The organism is Streptomyces sp. NPDC107522 (assembly GCF_055657525.1).
This window is the reverse complement of sequence record NZ_JBVKAU010000002.1, coordinates 418461-431694: the sequence shown is the minus strand read 5'-3', so window position 1 is coordinate 431694 and position 13234 is coordinate 418461. Positions and strand designations below refer to the sequence as shown.

General features: G+C 71.7%; 11 protein-coding genes. All 11 read right to left on the bottom strand.

Features of this window, described 5'->3' with window-relative positions:
• Positions 1-56 precede the first annotated feature (56 nt).
• The 11 genes from ACZ7L6_RS07295 to ACZ7L6_RS07245 all read right to left on the bottom strand — a co-directional run bounded on the left by ACZ7L6_RS07295 (position 57) and on the right by ACZ7L6_RS07245 (position 13064).
• Positions 57-509, bottom strand: coding sequence for a hypothetical protein (locus ACZ7L6_RS07295; RefSeq protein ID WP_471920999.1), 453 nt, complete (start codon positions 507-509; stop codon positions 57-59).
• A gap of 176 nt (positions 510-685) precedes the next feature.
• The gene (locus ACZ7L6_RS07290) at positions 686-1438 is read right to left on the bottom strand and encodes a cupin domain-containing protein (RefSeq protein ID WP_471920998.1); all 753 of its coding nucleotides are present in this window, start codon (positions 1436-1438) and stop codon (positions 686-688) included.
• Entirely contained in the window at positions 1432-2358 is a 927-nt protein-coding gene (locus ACZ7L6_RS07285; protein WP_471920997.1) for a DUF6807 domain-containing protein, read from the bottom strand. Before ACZ7L6_RS07285 ends, ACZ7L6_RS07290 begins: the two co-directional genes overlap by 7 nt.
• Entirely contained in the window at positions 2355-3470 is a 1116-nt protein-coding gene (locus ACZ7L6_RS07280; RefSeq protein ID WP_471920996.1) for a Gfo/Idh/MocA family protein, read from the bottom strand. The genes ACZ7L6_RS07285 and ACZ7L6_RS07280 overlap by 4 nt, the downstream gene beginning before the upstream one ends.
• 217 nt (positions 3471-3687) lie before the next feature.
• Positions 3688-5442 carry a DNA polymerase/3'-5' exonuclease PolX gene (gene polX, locus ACZ7L6_RS07275; protein ID WP_471920995.1) on the bottom strand — a complete coding sequence of 585 codons (1755 nt, stop codon included), beginning with the start codon at positions 5440-5442 and terminating at the stop codon, positions 3688-3690.
• A 68-nt stretch (positions 5443-5510) separates the two neighbouring features.
• Positions 5511-6746, bottom strand: a complete 1236-nt coding sequence (locus ACZ7L6_RS07270) for a DegT/DnrJ/EryC1/StrS family aminotransferase (RefSeq protein WP_471920994.1) — start codon at positions 6744-6746, stop codon at positions 5511-5513.
• Between the two features lie 155 nt (positions 6747-6901).
• Positions 6902-8029 (bottom strand): GNAT family N-acetyltransferase, encoded by a 1128-nt coding sequence (locus ACZ7L6_RS07265; RefSeq protein WP_471920993.1) that lies wholly within the window; start codon positions 8027-8029, stop codon positions 6902-6904.
• A gap of 152 nt (positions 8030-8181) precedes the next feature.
• Complete coding sequence (locus tag ACZ7L6_RS07260) at positions 8182-8952, bottom strand: class I SAM-dependent methyltransferase (protein WP_471920992.1); 771 nt, start codon at positions 8950-8952, stop codon at positions 8182-8184.
• Between the two features lie 95 nt (positions 8953-9047).
• Positions 9048-10265, bottom strand: a complete 1218-nt coding sequence (locus tag ACZ7L6_RS07255) for an aminotransferase class V-fold PLP-dependent enzyme (protein ID WP_471920991.1) — start codon at positions 10263-10265, stop codon at positions 9048-9050.
• A gap of 4 nt (positions 10266-10269) precedes the next feature.
• Positions 10270-11601 (bottom strand): pyridoxal-phosphate dependent enzyme, encoded by a 1332-nt coding sequence (locus ACZ7L6_RS07250; protein WP_471920990.1) that lies wholly within the window; start codon positions 11599-11601, stop codon positions 10270-10272.
• Positions 11598-13064 carry a Y4yA family PLP-dependent enzyme gene (locus ACZ7L6_RS07245; RefSeq protein WP_471920989.1) on the bottom strand — a complete coding sequence of 489 codons (1467 nt, stop codon included), beginning with the start codon at positions 13062-13064 and terminating at the stop codon, positions 11598-11600. The genes ACZ7L6_RS07250 and ACZ7L6_RS07245 overlap by 4 nt, the downstream gene beginning before the upstream one ends.
• Positions 13065-13234 lie beyond the last annotated feature (170 nt).

Sequence of the window (13234 nt, the reverse complement as noted above, 5' to 3'; positions counted from 1 at the left end):
CCAAGATGATTGACGCCGCGAACGTCTCCTCACACCGCGTGCACGCAAATCAGCGCTTAATTCTCGGATATGACAGTCAGTCGGAGATGAACGGCGGTCAGTGCCAGTGCCAACGGCCCGGGGGCGAGGAACGCCAGCGGCAGCAGCATCCAGGCGCACAGGGCGGCGGTCGCCACAGCGAGCAGCACCAACGCGCTACCGCCGGCATCCCGCACGGCGTCCCGCGCAGCCGCGCGCAGGGCCGCCGTCCAGTCGCTGAGCGCCTCGGGGCGCGCACAGGCTCGGAGGCCCACCACCAGGGCGGCGGCACCGATCCCGGCGGCGACGACCACGAACAGCGGCGCCCCGGGCAGCCCGGCCCGAGCCAGCGCCAGGTCGGCGGCGAACAGCGCCGCGCCGGCTATGGCGGCCGCGCCCGCCGCCAGGTCCCCGGCCCGCAGCCGCCGTCTCAGGAGCCCGAAATACCGCCCGACGGTGGCCGGTTGCCCCTCTCCCGCGCGCCGCAACACCGCGCACGCGGTCCGCCGACCGACACCCCGGATCCTCCGCAGCCGGCCAGCACCGCGCAGAGCACGAGTGCGGCGGCCGATGCGCAGAACCCCTTTGTCCTGTGTCCGGGCATGCCGAGGTCACCTCTCTTCTCCTCGGTCTTTCCGTTGGCCCCCCTCCGGCCCCCCTGAGCCTGCTACTCGCCTTGGTACGGCAGCGTGATCCCCGGCAGGTTGTACTCGTCCCGGCGACCGCACATCCCGAACCCGCCGAGCCTGGTGGGCCCGGCCTCGTGCGCGGTCGCGTCGGCGAGGTACGCCGGCTCGCCCGCCTCCAGCGCGTCCAGCTGGGCGCCCGTGTGTTCGGCCGTGGCCAGCGCGCCCGCCCGCCACAACTCCCGCCAGTTCGGCACCTTGGCGCGCACCAGCCGGGCGGCGGCGCGCTGGAACTCCAGATACGGGCCGTCGTCCCCGGCGACGAGCGACTCGCGCAGGGCGAGGTAGCCCTCGACGGCGAGGTCCCTGCGGCGCCGCGCGGCAGCGGCGGTCTCCGGGCCGGTGCCGGACGGGAGTACAGAAGCGGCCGCGTACTTCTCGGGGTCGGCGAGCACCTCGGGCGGGAAGGTGAAGACGGCGTCCCCGGCCTCCGGCAGTCCGCTGTTCTGCATCAGCACGGTGATGCGCAGATCACCGCCCTGGACCATCCGGTGCACGGTCCCGGGCGTGAACCAGGCGACCGAGCCGGGCTCCAGCGGGATGTTCCGGTAGCCGTCCGGGCTCAGCGTCTGCACGGCGCCCCGGCCGCCCGTGACGACGTACGCCTCCGTGCACACCAGATGCAGATGCGGGCTGCCGCCGCACACGCCGTCGGCGGCCTCCCAGTCGTAGGCGCTGAGATGGGACAGGCCGACGGCGCCGGGCAGGGGGTGCGGAAGGGCCGGCTTCACCACGGCAGCCCCTCCAGGTGAGCGGCCACCCGCTCCCGGTCCCAGGACCCGTCGGCGAAGACGAGGCGGTAGCGGTACGCGAATGACTCGCCGGGCGGCAGCTCGAACTCCTCGAAGAACGCCCAGGAGAACGCCACCGTCGGGATCGGCTCGGAGCGCACGAACCAGTGCGACTCGTGGATCGCGGACTGCTCGTCCAGGTTCTCGGGCGCGTGCGCGAACACGAGGGTGGAGTGTGCGTCGACGTCGTCGTGCTCGGTGGTGAACGCGAGCCAAGGCCCCTGGCTGCCCATCAGCTTCTCGGCGTCCGCGTCGGAGTCCGGGGCGAAGACGGTGCCGCCGGTGAAGTCGCGCGGGCCACGCCACTGCAAACCGGTGTAGCCGGCCATCTCACGGCCCGCGGTCGTCGGGGAGCCGAACGCGAGTGGCTCGTCACGGATGTTGGTGAGCTTGATCGCCCAGTCCAGGGCCCAGGCGCCCGCCTCCTCGTCCACCGAGTGGACGGTGATGCCGCGCAGCTCCCGCGCCCACTCCTCACCGCCGTTCTCCACCCAGGTGAGCTCCTCGGCGATGGTGAGCCGGTCGTCCTCGACCGCGAACACCGGGAAGCCGTCGTGCCGCATCGAGCCGACCCGCTCCGGCAGCGGCAGGTAACCCTGGCCGTGCACATAGCAGTTGCCGCCCCAGAAGTTCTGCCCGGACAGATGGCTCGCGGTCATCTGCAGGCCCTTGTGCCAGCGGTGGTCGTTGGGCCGGTAACCGGTCACGGTGTGCCCGGCGAGGGTGCGCACGGGGTGGGCGTAGGGCTTGCGGGACTCGAACGCCTCCGGGTCGGGGCGGTAGACGTACCGCAGGATCTCGGTGCCGTTCGCTGCCGTCACCGCGATGTGGTCGCCGTGCGCGTGGGTGACGCGGATGCTCATGCGCGCTCCTTGGGGGCCCAGTGGGGGTGGTCGCCGTGCATGGCCGGGTAGAAGGGGTCGCCGGGCGCGATCTCGCCCGCGAGCACCGGGCGGCCCGTGAACGCGGCCTTGTAGAGGGCGGCGGCGAAGTCGAGGGTGGCCCGGGCGTCCGGGCCGCTGCCGGGCGGCCGGACACCGTTGTCGTAGGCGTCGAGGAGGGCGCCGAGCTGCGCCGTGTGCGAGCTGGGCAGGTCCGCGGCCGGGGTACGCCAGGCGGTCGCACGCTCGGACGGAACGTGCGGGGCGGGGGTGTAGACCCAGTCGTCGTTGCGGTGGCCGTACAGGTGGGTGAGCTCGACCGTGGCGTCGGCGCAGTCGATGCGGATGCGGCTGACCTCGTGCGGGGACAGCACGCTGTTGACGACGGTGGCCAGGGCGCCGTTCTCGAACCGGACGAGCGCCGTCGAGACGTCCTCGCTCTCCGTGTCGTGGACCAGGCGCGCGGCCATGGCCCGCACCTCCGCCCACGGGCCGAGCAGATGCAGCAGCAGGTCGAACTGGTGGATGCCGTGCCCCATGGTGGGCCCGCCGCCCTCGCTGGCCCACTTGCCGCGCCACGGCACCGCGTAGTACGCGGCGTCCCGGTGCCAGGTCGTCTGGCAGTGCGCGACCAGCGGGGCGCCCAGCTCACCGCTCGCGATCAGCTCACGGGCGTGCACGGCACCGGAGCCGTATCGGTGCTGGAAGATCACCGACGCGTACGCCCCCGACGCCTCCTCGGCCGCCGCGATGTCGTCGTACTCGGCGAGCGACAGGCACAGCGGCTTCTCGCACAGCACCCAGGCGCCCGCCTTGAGCGCGGTGACCGTCTGCTCCCGGTGCAGCGAGGGCGGCGTGCCGATCAGGACCAGGTCGGGGCGTACGGCGTCCAGCATGTCGTCCGTCGAGGTGTACCCGGCGACCTCCTCGCCCGCGAGCTGCCGGAAGGCGTCCAGCCGGGCCTGGTCCACATCGACAGCGGCGACCAGCTCCACCCGGTCCTCGTGGTGTCTCAGTGCGGGGAGATGGCTGCCGCTGACGATGGCGCCGGTGCCGATCACGGCGACGCGGCGGCGGGCGGGGCTTGGGGACATGCAGTTCTCCTCGGACGGCCGGCGGACAGCCCGCTTCAGAAAGCGCTTGCACTACGAGGGCGACCCTAGGCAGGGACCTAATGTCAGGACAACCCCTCTGCGGCGACATGGGCAAAGCCTGACCCGTACGGCTTCCGCCCACCGTCGGCACGCTGCCCTTCTCGGCCCCGGCTCAAACGGACGAAGATCACCGGCCTGCCCCGGACCGTGGCGTGCTTCAACTCGGCTTTGAGGAGCGGCCCTTGTCCAGGAAGCGCCGCAGCCGGGGCAGCGGCCAGGTGTTGATCACGTCGTCCTTGGTGAGCCAGCCGCGCTGTGCCGTGCCCACGCCGTAACGCAGGTTGGCCAGGTGGATGACGGCGTGTGCGTCGCTGTCGACGGCGAACTTCACTCCGTGCCGCCTGGCCCGCAGGATGTCCTCGTCGCGCAGGTCGAGCCGGTCGGGGTGGGAGTTGATCTCCAGGGCCGTGCCGGTGCGCGCGCAGGCGGCGAAAACCGCGTCGAGGTCGGCGTCGACGGCGGGGCGCTTGCCGATGATGCGGGTGGTGGGGTGGCCGATGATGTTGACGTGCGGGTTCTCGCAGGCCCGGACGATCCGCCGGGTCATCGCCTCGCGGCCCTGGTTGAAGTGCGAGTGGACCGAGGCCACGCACAGGTCGAAGCCGGAGAGGAACTCCGCCGGCCAGTCGACGTCCCCGTCCGGGCCGATGTTCAGCTCCGCTCCGTGCAGCACCCGCATGCCACCCCGCTTGCCGCCCTTGCCGTACTCACGGTCGAGCTCGCGGACGCGTTCGCGCTGGGCCAGGATCCGTTCGTCGGTCATCCGCTGCATGGCCATGTCGGGGCCGTGGTCGGTGACGGCGTAGTAGGCGTAGCCGCGCTCGGCGGCCGCGGCCACCATCTCCTCCAGCGAGGCGAGCCCGTCGGTGAGGTCGGTGTGGGTGTGCAGATCGCCCCGGATGTCCTCCTCCTGGACCAGGTCGGGCAGCTCGCCGCGCAGCCCGGCCTCGATCTCGCCGCGGTCCTCGCGCAGGGTCGGCGGGATCCAGGGCAGGCCGAGGCGGGCGTACACGTCCTCCTCGGTCTCGGAGACGATCTTCTTGCCGCTCTCGGCGTCGAAGAGCCCGTACTCGGAGAGCTTGAGCTTCTGGTGGACTGCCATCTCCCGGGTGCGGATGTTGTGCGCCTTGGAACCGGTGAAGTACTGCATGGCCGCGCCCCAGGAGTCCGGCGGTACGACGCGCAGATCCACCTGGAGGCCCTTGCTGGTGCGGATCGACGTCTTCTTCTCGCCGTGCGCGATGACCTCCGAGACGTACGACAGCTCGGTGAAGGCCCGCATCACCGGCTCCGCCCGCTGTGCCGCCACGAGGATGTCGATGTCGCCGATCGTCTCGCGGACGCGGCGCAGCGACCCGGCGTAGGAGCACCGCTTGCAGCCGGTGACCTGCGACATCTCGGCGACGATGTCCTCGGCGAGGCTCATGGCGACGTCGATCAGGACCCGGTCGCCCGAGGACTGCAGCAGGGAGATGCCGTGCAGGATGTTCTCCTCGGTCTTCGGCCCGAAGCCCTTCAGGTCGCGCAGCCGCTCCTCGTGGATGGCGTCCGCCAGCTCCTCGGTGGTGGAGATGCCCAGCTCCTCGTAGAGGACCAGGGCCTTCTTCGGGCCGAGTGTGGGGATCGCCGTCAGCTGCCGGACCCCGGCGGGGATCTTGGCGCGCAGTTCCTCGACGGCGGACACCTGGCCGGTGGCGAAGTACTCAATGATCTTCTGGGCGGTCGACTTGCCGACGTTGGGGATCTCCTGGAGCCCCTTGACGTCGAGCGTGGACACGTCGGCGTGATAGCCGCCGATCGACCGGGCGGCCTTCTCGTAGGTACGCGCCCTGAACGCGTCTCCTCCGGTGATCGAGATCAGATCCGCGTACTCCTGGAACAACGCGGCGACCTCGTCGTTGGACCGAGCCACACCTCCAGGGTAGGCAAGGTGCGGCTCGGCGGCGCATCCCAAGTGGCCTGTACGGGGGATGGGGGCCGCTACTGGCCCAGGGGCGTGGGAGGCGTGGTCGTGCTGTCGAGCACGGGTGTGACCGCGAGTGGCGGGTGTGCGGGCGTCGCCCGTTCCTTCGTCAGGGCGCCCGCGATCCTGCGGGCCAGGAGGGGGTCGGCCGGCAGGGTGTGGGAGGCGAACCAGCGGGCGCCGGAGGGGTCGGGGGACGGCTCGACGAACTCGGCGCCTGCGTAGTCGTCGAGCGGCGGGTCGTAGACGTATCCCGCGACCACGCCGTGGTTCACCAGGCGTTCGAGGAGAGCGTCGCGGTCGTGGACCAGGAGCGGTACCCGGAAGAGGGACGGCGGGCCGTCACCCGCCCGGTCGCGCAGTGCCGGAGTGGCCCAGGTGGTGCCCGACAGCAGGGAGACACCGGCCCTGCGCCGGGCGAGGTCACCGTCGAGCAGGGACATCCGCAGCTCCAACTGCCCCCGCACCAGGGCCCCGTGGCGGGAGCGGAAGCCGTGCAGGTCGACCCGTACCCAGGGCTCGTACGCGGTCAGGCTGGGCGCCTGGCGTGCGCTGCCGGCGAGGCGGGGCGCGTGCAGGGCCATCCGGAAGTCGTCGCGCTCCAGGAGGTTCAGGCGCTGCATCGTGCGCCACACCGGCCGCACCAGGTGGAGCGTGCGTACGGCGGACCGCGCCAGGGGACGCAGCGTGGTGGCCAGGTCGTCGCGCAGCCGGCGCGGTGTCAGCAGGTCGTCGCGCAGCAGCTCCAGCTCCCGCCGGGTGCGCGCGTCCTCGACGGCGAGGAAACCGCCGGCCATCGCCGCCACGTGCTTGGAGAGGCTGAATGCCGCCGCCGTCCCGAACGTCCCGATCGGCTGCCCGTCCACATGCGTGCCGATGGCGTGGGCCGCGTCCTCGAACAGGGGGATGCCCAACGCCTCGCAGCGGCGGCGCAGTTCGACGACGCGGTCGGGCATGCCGTACAGGTTCGTGGTCAGGACGGCGTCCACGTTCCGCCAGGTCGACTCCGGTACGGCGGCCGGGTCGATGTTGCCGTCCCACTGGGACACGGGAGCCTGCACGGGGCGCAGTCCGGCCGCGAGGACGACGAAGAGGATCACGTCGTCGTTCACCGGGGACATCAGCACCCGTGCGCCCGGCCGGCACCAGCGCCGCAGCGCCAGGTACAGGGCGAGTCGGGCCGACGGCGTGTAGACGCATTCGCGTCCGATGCGCCGCGTCATCATCGCGGCGAGCCGCGATCCGTACGGCATGGTCACCTCTTCCGTGCAAGGGTACGAAGGAAGGTCGCCCGATGCGGGCGGGCGCACACGCGGGAGCCGGTCGAGGCCGCTGTGCGGGGACTTGGAGACACGAAGGCCCAGGGGTACGGCGCCGACGCGTGACGGTGACGGGAAGTGGGCCCCGCTCAGCGGGCGCGGGCTCCCACGCCCGGCGGATGAGCCGGGCCCGAGGTGCGCAGCGTGCCGACGGTCTTCAGCAGCCGGTCGGCAGGCTCGCGCAGCCTGGGGTGGGCCAGGACCGTGTTCCTCAGGCCGCGCACCGGTCTGCGCCACATGCGGTGAGCCGCCGCCACCGGATGCGCGCGCGCCGCGAACCCTTCGGCGACCCGGAGTTCACGGGTCTTGAGCCAGTCCTTGTACTCCTTCTCGCCGCGTCCCATGTCCATGAGCGTCACACCGTCGCGGCCCGCGGCCTCGGCCATCCTCAGGTGCATCATCAGTCCGGGCGAGTAGTAGCCGAACTCGGGGTCGTAGGCGGTGAACCAGGCCGCGAACACCGTGCGCGACCTCGGCCCGAAGTGGGCGGCGACCGGCCGGTCACCGGCGTACACCACCGACAGGACGCCGGTGAAGTACTCCTCGCGGACCTGGAAGAGATGCTCGACCAGGTCGACGATCCACGGCCTGGAGAACCGGTCCATCCGCCCCGTCCTGCGGTACTGGGCGGACTTCCAGCGCATGAGCGTGCGCAGCACGCGCGGGTCGCGCTCGTCGTAGACGAACCGCACCTCGCCCGCGTCCCGGCCCAGCCGGCGCTCCTTCTTCAGCGTCGTCTTGGCCAGCCCCGGGTACGTGGCACGCAGCCACTCCGGATAGTCGCCCTCGCCGGGCTTCAGGTCGAGCACGGGGGAGGCGAACGTCCCCGTGACGTACGGGGCGAACGGCCGCTGCTCCTCGACGAGGTGATCGAACTCGAAGACGGACAGCCCGCAGGCCCGCAGCAACTGCCGGGTGTCCCAGCTGACTCCGGGCCGGTGCACCAGCGCCTGGCAGTCGGACAGTCCCAGTCCGATGGCCCGCCCGACGCCGTACGCGTTGCGCTCGTACGGGAAGAAGCCGACCGCCTCCCCGTTCTCGTGCAGCACCGCCACCCGCGCCCCGCCGCGGTACCTGCCCACGCCGATCGTGAACTCCGGCGCCAGAAAGGGGTTGGCGTAGTCCGGTGACTCGTCCATCGCCCGGTGCCACGCCCGGCGCAGCGACTCGTCCAGCTCCTCGGGTCTGTGAATCGTGATGGCGCTCGTGGATCGCATGGCGAACCGCTCCCCCCAGAATCCCCCCAAGACGCACTTATTGGCGCCTCGCCGCATTTTCCCCCAAGTAGAACTTTGCGACGAGGCTCAAACGTCGCGAAACAGTACGCACACTGTCAAGATGCCGGTACGAACCTTTAGCTGTGCTTGGTTCAGCGGACCGCGACGAGGACGTGACTGTCGCCGTACTGCCAGACGGCACCCGCATGACGGAACCCCGCCTGCCGCAGCAGCCGTTGGTGCGCCGGCACGGACAGGCACGCCGCGCTGCCGGTCCCCGTGGTGGCCGGGGGGCGGCGCCGGCGCCGGCGTTCGGCGAGGAGGTCGGTCAGCTCGGGATCCTCGGCGACGGCCGTCCACCACGAGGCCCAGTCCTCGTGGGCGAAGTCGTCCCGGCGTGCGGCGTGCCGGCGTCCGACGCATCCGGCGAGTTCGGCGAGCACGCTGTCGTCGTGCGGGAAGTGGTCGCCGTTGACGAGGACACCGCCGGGCCGAAGCAGTTCCGCGAGCTGCCGGTAGGTGCGGCGCAGGGTGTCCACGCTCAGATAGTGCAGGGCCGTCGTCGACACGGCCGCGTCCAGGGGCCTCTCGAGATGCAGGGCCCGCGTCCAGCCCTCCTCGCCGATCACCGCGTCGACATAGCGGGCCGAGTCCGCATGGTGGGTGCGGGCCAGCTCCAGCAGCAGCGGGTCCATGTCCACGCCCACGATGTCCGCGTCCGGCAGCCGCCGGGCCAGCCGTGCCGCCAGCGACCCGGGACCGCAGCCGAGATCCACGACCGACGGGCGGGCCCGTCCCGCCGCGGCCCGCTCGACGACATCGGCGATCACCGTGAACCGCTCCTCGCGGTCCACGGCGTACCGCTGCTGCTGGCGTTCCCAGCGCTCAACCCACCGTTCCGCCGTCGCCAGGCTCAGCCCCATCCCGTCGCGCCACCTCGTCGTTCCGCACCTGTCCGCACTGTCTGCGCCAGACCCTACAGGTGGAAACGGTTCCCATTCCCTCTGATGGCGGCACGTCACCCGAGGGTGGCGAGCACGCCCAGCAGCCGGTCGATCTCCTCGGCGGTGTTGTACACGTGCAGGCTCACCCGCACCGAGCCGGTCCGCTCCCCCGCCCGGCCCTGGCAGTGCTGGTCGGAGCGGACCATGAAGCCGTGGCTGAAGAGGATGAACCCGAGGTCCGGGGAGTCGATGGCACGGTGGCGGAAGGTGACGATGCCCTGGCGCCGCTGTACGGACGAGTCGGCGGCCAGGCTGGTTCGGCAGCCGAGGATCTCGTAGGCGTCGAGGTGGCGCAGTCTGTCGGTGAGCCGGGCCGCCAGCGCGACCGTCCACTGCTCGATCCGGTCGGCGCCGGCGGCGTCCAGCCAGTCCAGGGCGGTCGCGAGCGAGGCGATGCCGACCGTGTTGGGGGTGCCGGACCAGCCGCCCGGCGTGAACCGCGGTCCGCGTGCCTGGCGGGCCCAGACGGCCCCCGTGCCGGGCAGTGCCATGGCCTTGTGCCCGGAGAAGACGACGAAGTCGACGTCCGGATCGGCCACGGACACCGGGAGGTGGCCGACGCTCTGGGCGGCGTCCAGGCAGATGACCGCGTCCGGGCCGACCGCCCGGCGGATGCGGTGGACGTTCATGTTGCCGCCGTACACGTGGTGGACGTGGGTGGCGGCGACGAACCTGGTTCGCCCACCGGCCAGTTCCGCGAGCGCGAGATGGTCGTAGTCGCCGGACGCCTGCTGGTACGGCATCGGCCGGACGTGGATGTGCACACCCCGGCGGGCCAGTTCCCGCTGCGCCTCCAGCCAGGGCGAGATGTTGGCCTCGTGGTCGGCGACCGGGACGACGATCTCGTCGCCGTCGTCGAGGAGTTCGGGAAGCCAGTCGCGGGCGATGGTGCGCAGCCCCTCGGTGGCGCCGCTCGTGAAGTGCACGGCCGAGCGTTCGGGGGCCGGGTCGTCGAGGAACCGCTTCACCCGGTCGCGGGCCTCCTCGACCAGGGCCGTCGTCCGGTTGGCCCAGGGGTAGGTGCCGCGGCCGGCGTTGGCGTTGCTCGTGGTGAGGTAGGTGTGCACGGCGTCGAGCACGGCCTGCGGCTTCTGGGCGGTGGCCGCGCTGTCCAGGTAGGCCGACTCCGGGTGCGCGGTGACGATCGGGAACTGGGCGCGCAGAGCGCGCTGCCACTCCCCCAACTCCTCGACGACGGCGGGGCTTTGCGTGTCGGTCCTGGGTACGGTCATGGGATCAGTCCCGTACGAGGGGTGCGCCCGCGTCGCGCCAGGCGATGATGCCGCCGGTGAGGCTGCGGACGTCCGGATGCCCCATCCGGGTCAGCAGCGCGGCGTAGCGGGCGGACTTCTCGCCGACCGGGCAGGCCAGCAGGACCGGGCGGGTGCGGCTGAACGGCAGCCCGCCGTGGAGGAGTTCCTCGAAGAGCTCGTCGACGATGTTGACCGAGCCGTCGATGTGCAGGGCGGCGTAGGCGTAGGGGCTGCGCAGGTCGACGACGAGCGGTTCTCCGGTGCCGATCCACGCCTGGGCGTCGGCGACGCCGATGGCCGGTGCCGTGCGGATCTCGGCGTCCGTCAGGTCGGCCGGGGAGTTCTGGCGGCGCGGGCGGCCGAAGAGGTCGGGGCGCCGGTGGCGGACATAGCTGAGGTAGCTCTCGACGCGGTCGCAGACGATGAAGACCGCCGACTGCCGCTCCGTCAGTTCTGCGTCGGGCGACCGAAGTCGGCGTACGGCTCCGTAGAAGGCGGCCCCTCCGGTGGGGCCGGCCAGGATGCCGCAGCGGCGGTTGAGGGTCAGCATGCCCTCGATCGCCTCGTCGGCTGTCACCGACTCGATGGTTTCGTAGGTGCCGGGGTCGAACAGGCCCACCTCGTGTGCCTCGTCGATGGTGCGGATGCCGGGGATGAAGTCGGACTTTGCGGCGACGAGGCCGACGACCCGTACGGCGGGGTCGTGCTCGCGCAGGGCGCGGGCGACTCCGGTGGAGGAGCCGGCGGTGCCCACGCAGGCGATGAACCAGTCGGGCGCCCGGCCGTCCAGGTCCTTGACGATCTCCGGGCCGGTGCCGGTGAAGTGGGCCTCGGTGTTGCGGGGGTTGAAGTACTGGTCGGTGTGCAGATACGTGCTGTCGGGCTCGGCGAGGGCGCGGTGGAAGAGGGTGAGCGGGTCGTCGGTGGCGGTCGGGTCCAGGCACTCGCTCTGGCCGGGCAGTTCCTCGATCTCGGCGCCCAGCAACAGCAGCAGGTCCTTGATCTCGGGGATGCGCATCCGGTTGGTGACGCTCTTGAAGGACAGGCCGTGCATGCCCGCGAGGACGGCGAGGGCCTTGGCGGTATTGCCGCTGGACAGCTCGACGACCTGGCCGCCTCCCCCGGCTGCCGCCGAGGCCACGGCGGCCAGATGCGGACGCGCCATGTTCCAGGCGGCCCGGTCCTTGACCGAGCCGAAGGGGTTGAGCAGCTCCAGCTTGGCGTACAGGTCGATGTGCCCGAGGCCGTGCACGGCCGGGTCGATGCGCACCAGCGGTGTGTTGCCGATGGCGTCGGTGATGCTGTCGTACCTCACTGCGCTCCCCCCACGGGTGTGGTCGGCCAGTACTGGTCGTCCAGGCACCAGCGCCAGGTGTCGCCCTCCTGCCAGGCGGCGACCTTGCGCGCGACGGGCTGGTGCTGGGCACGGGTGGCGTGGAAGTCCATGCAGTAGCCGGCCGTGTTGGCGAAGGCCAACAGGTCGCCCGGTTCGGGGCGGTGGGGCAGGAAGACCGTGCGGCGGGTGATCAGGTCGGATTCCAGGCAGCGGCTGCCGAAGAGATGGACGGCCACCGGATCATCCGCGTCGCGTGGCCGTCGCCGGGGCACGACGACGGGGTCCACGAGCACGCCGTGCTCCTCCAGCGCCACGTCGTCGTCCTTCGCCGCCAGCCGTACGTGCAGGGGGCCGTCCGCCTCCTGGTCGCGTACCTCCAGCACCTTCGTCAGGGTCAGTCCGCACTGGTCAAGCAGCGCCCGGCCGGGTTCGGTGTGCAGGTCGTAGAGGTGCTCGAGGAGCAGCGCGGCCAGGGGGCGGCCGCCCAGGGACGCGGCCGGGTGGGAGAGCAGTTCGTCGAGGTAGTCGGCTCCGGCGACCGGCCGGTGCGCCGGGTACAGGCCGAGGGTGCCGCGCAGGGTGCCGGCCTCGCCGCGCAGTCCGTAGCCGTGTCCGCCGTACGTCAGGGGCGGGCGGGTGCCCAGGACGGCTTCGGTGAGCTCGGTCGTGTACCGCTGCCATTGCCCGCCGTCGGCCAGGTAGTTGACGCCGAATCCGCCGCCGATGTCCACGGCCCGGGGCCTGAGCCCCCGGCTGCGGCACTCCTCCAGCACCCGCAGACAGCCTTCCAGTGCCGTGGCCTTCTCGGTGAGGCTCGTCGTGTCCAGGTGGTAGGCCACACCGACCAGGTCGACCACGTCGGCATGCCGCTGGACGGTCTCCAGCAGGGGGTCCACCTCCCCCACGGCGGTACCGAACCGGCTGCGGCGGCTCAGCACCCGTACGCCGGACGCCTCGAACCCCGACAGCCGGAGCAGGATGCGGGTCCTGGGCAGGGTGTGCTTGCGTACCAGCGTGGCGAGTTGCTCCAGCTCGCCTCGCGTGTCGACGCTGACGGTGACCGACGTGCGGGCCGCCAGCCACAGGAACTCCGGGTTCTTCGGGCCGGTGGCGGTGATGCGGTCGGGGGTGAATCCGGCGCCCAGTGCGTGCTGCAGCTCGCCCAGCGAGGCGACGTCCACGCCGGCGTCCGTGGCGGCGAGCCGCCGCAGCAGGGCGCCGGACCGGTTGGCCTTGTGCGCGAAGAACACCTGGCCGGACAGGTGGTGTCGGTCGTAGACGGAGCGGAACTGCCGTAGGTTGTCGGCTAGTTGGTCCGGCACGACCAGGTTCAGCGGAGACCCGAGGGCGTCGGTGAGGGTGTGCAGCAGCCCCGGGGAGTCCAGTAACGAGCGCAGCCGCGCTTCCAGCCGCGGTTCGAGATACAAGGGCTGCCCGCCCATGTCCGGCCCCTCCTCAGCGCTTCGGGCCCGACATCCGGGCGCTGACGACCACTCCCCGCGGTTTGCCGTATAGCTCCCTTCCCTTCCTTCCGGGGGTTTACGCCCTGTAGCTACCACCGTGGGTGATTACGTCAACAGAGGGCCGGAACTCACCAGTGTCGGCGATTCCA

Coding starts and splice junctions, on each gene's coding strand:
- ACZ7L6_RS07280 (WP_471920996.1), bottom strand. CDS start 3,470: ATGTCCCCAAGCCCCGCCCGCCGCCGCGTCGCCGTGATCGGCACCGGC.
- ACZ7L6_RS07255 (WP_471920991.1), bottom strand. CDS start 10,265: ATGACCGTACCCAGGACCGACACGCAAAGCCCCGCCGTCGTCGAGGAG.
- ACZ7L6_RS07265 (WP_471920993.1), bottom strand. CDS start 8,029: ATGCGATCCACGAGCGCCATCACGATTCACAGACCCGAGGAGCTGGAC.
- ACZ7L6_RS07245 (WP_471920989.1), bottom strand. CDS start 13,064: ATGGGCGGGCAGCCCTTGTATCTCGAACCGCGGCTGGAAGCGCGGCTG.
- ACZ7L6_RS07285 (WP_471920997.1), bottom strand. CDS start 2,358: ATGAGCATCCGCGTCACCCACGCGCACGGCGACCACATCGCGGTGACG.
- ACZ7L6_RS07260 (WP_471920992.1), bottom strand. CDS start 8,952: ATGGGGCTGAGCCTGGCGACGGCGGAACGGTGGGTTGAGCGCTGGGAA.
- ACZ7L6_RS07270 (WP_471920994.1), bottom strand. CDS start 6,746: ATGCCGTACGGATCGCGGCTCGCCGCGATGATGACGCGGCGCATCGGA.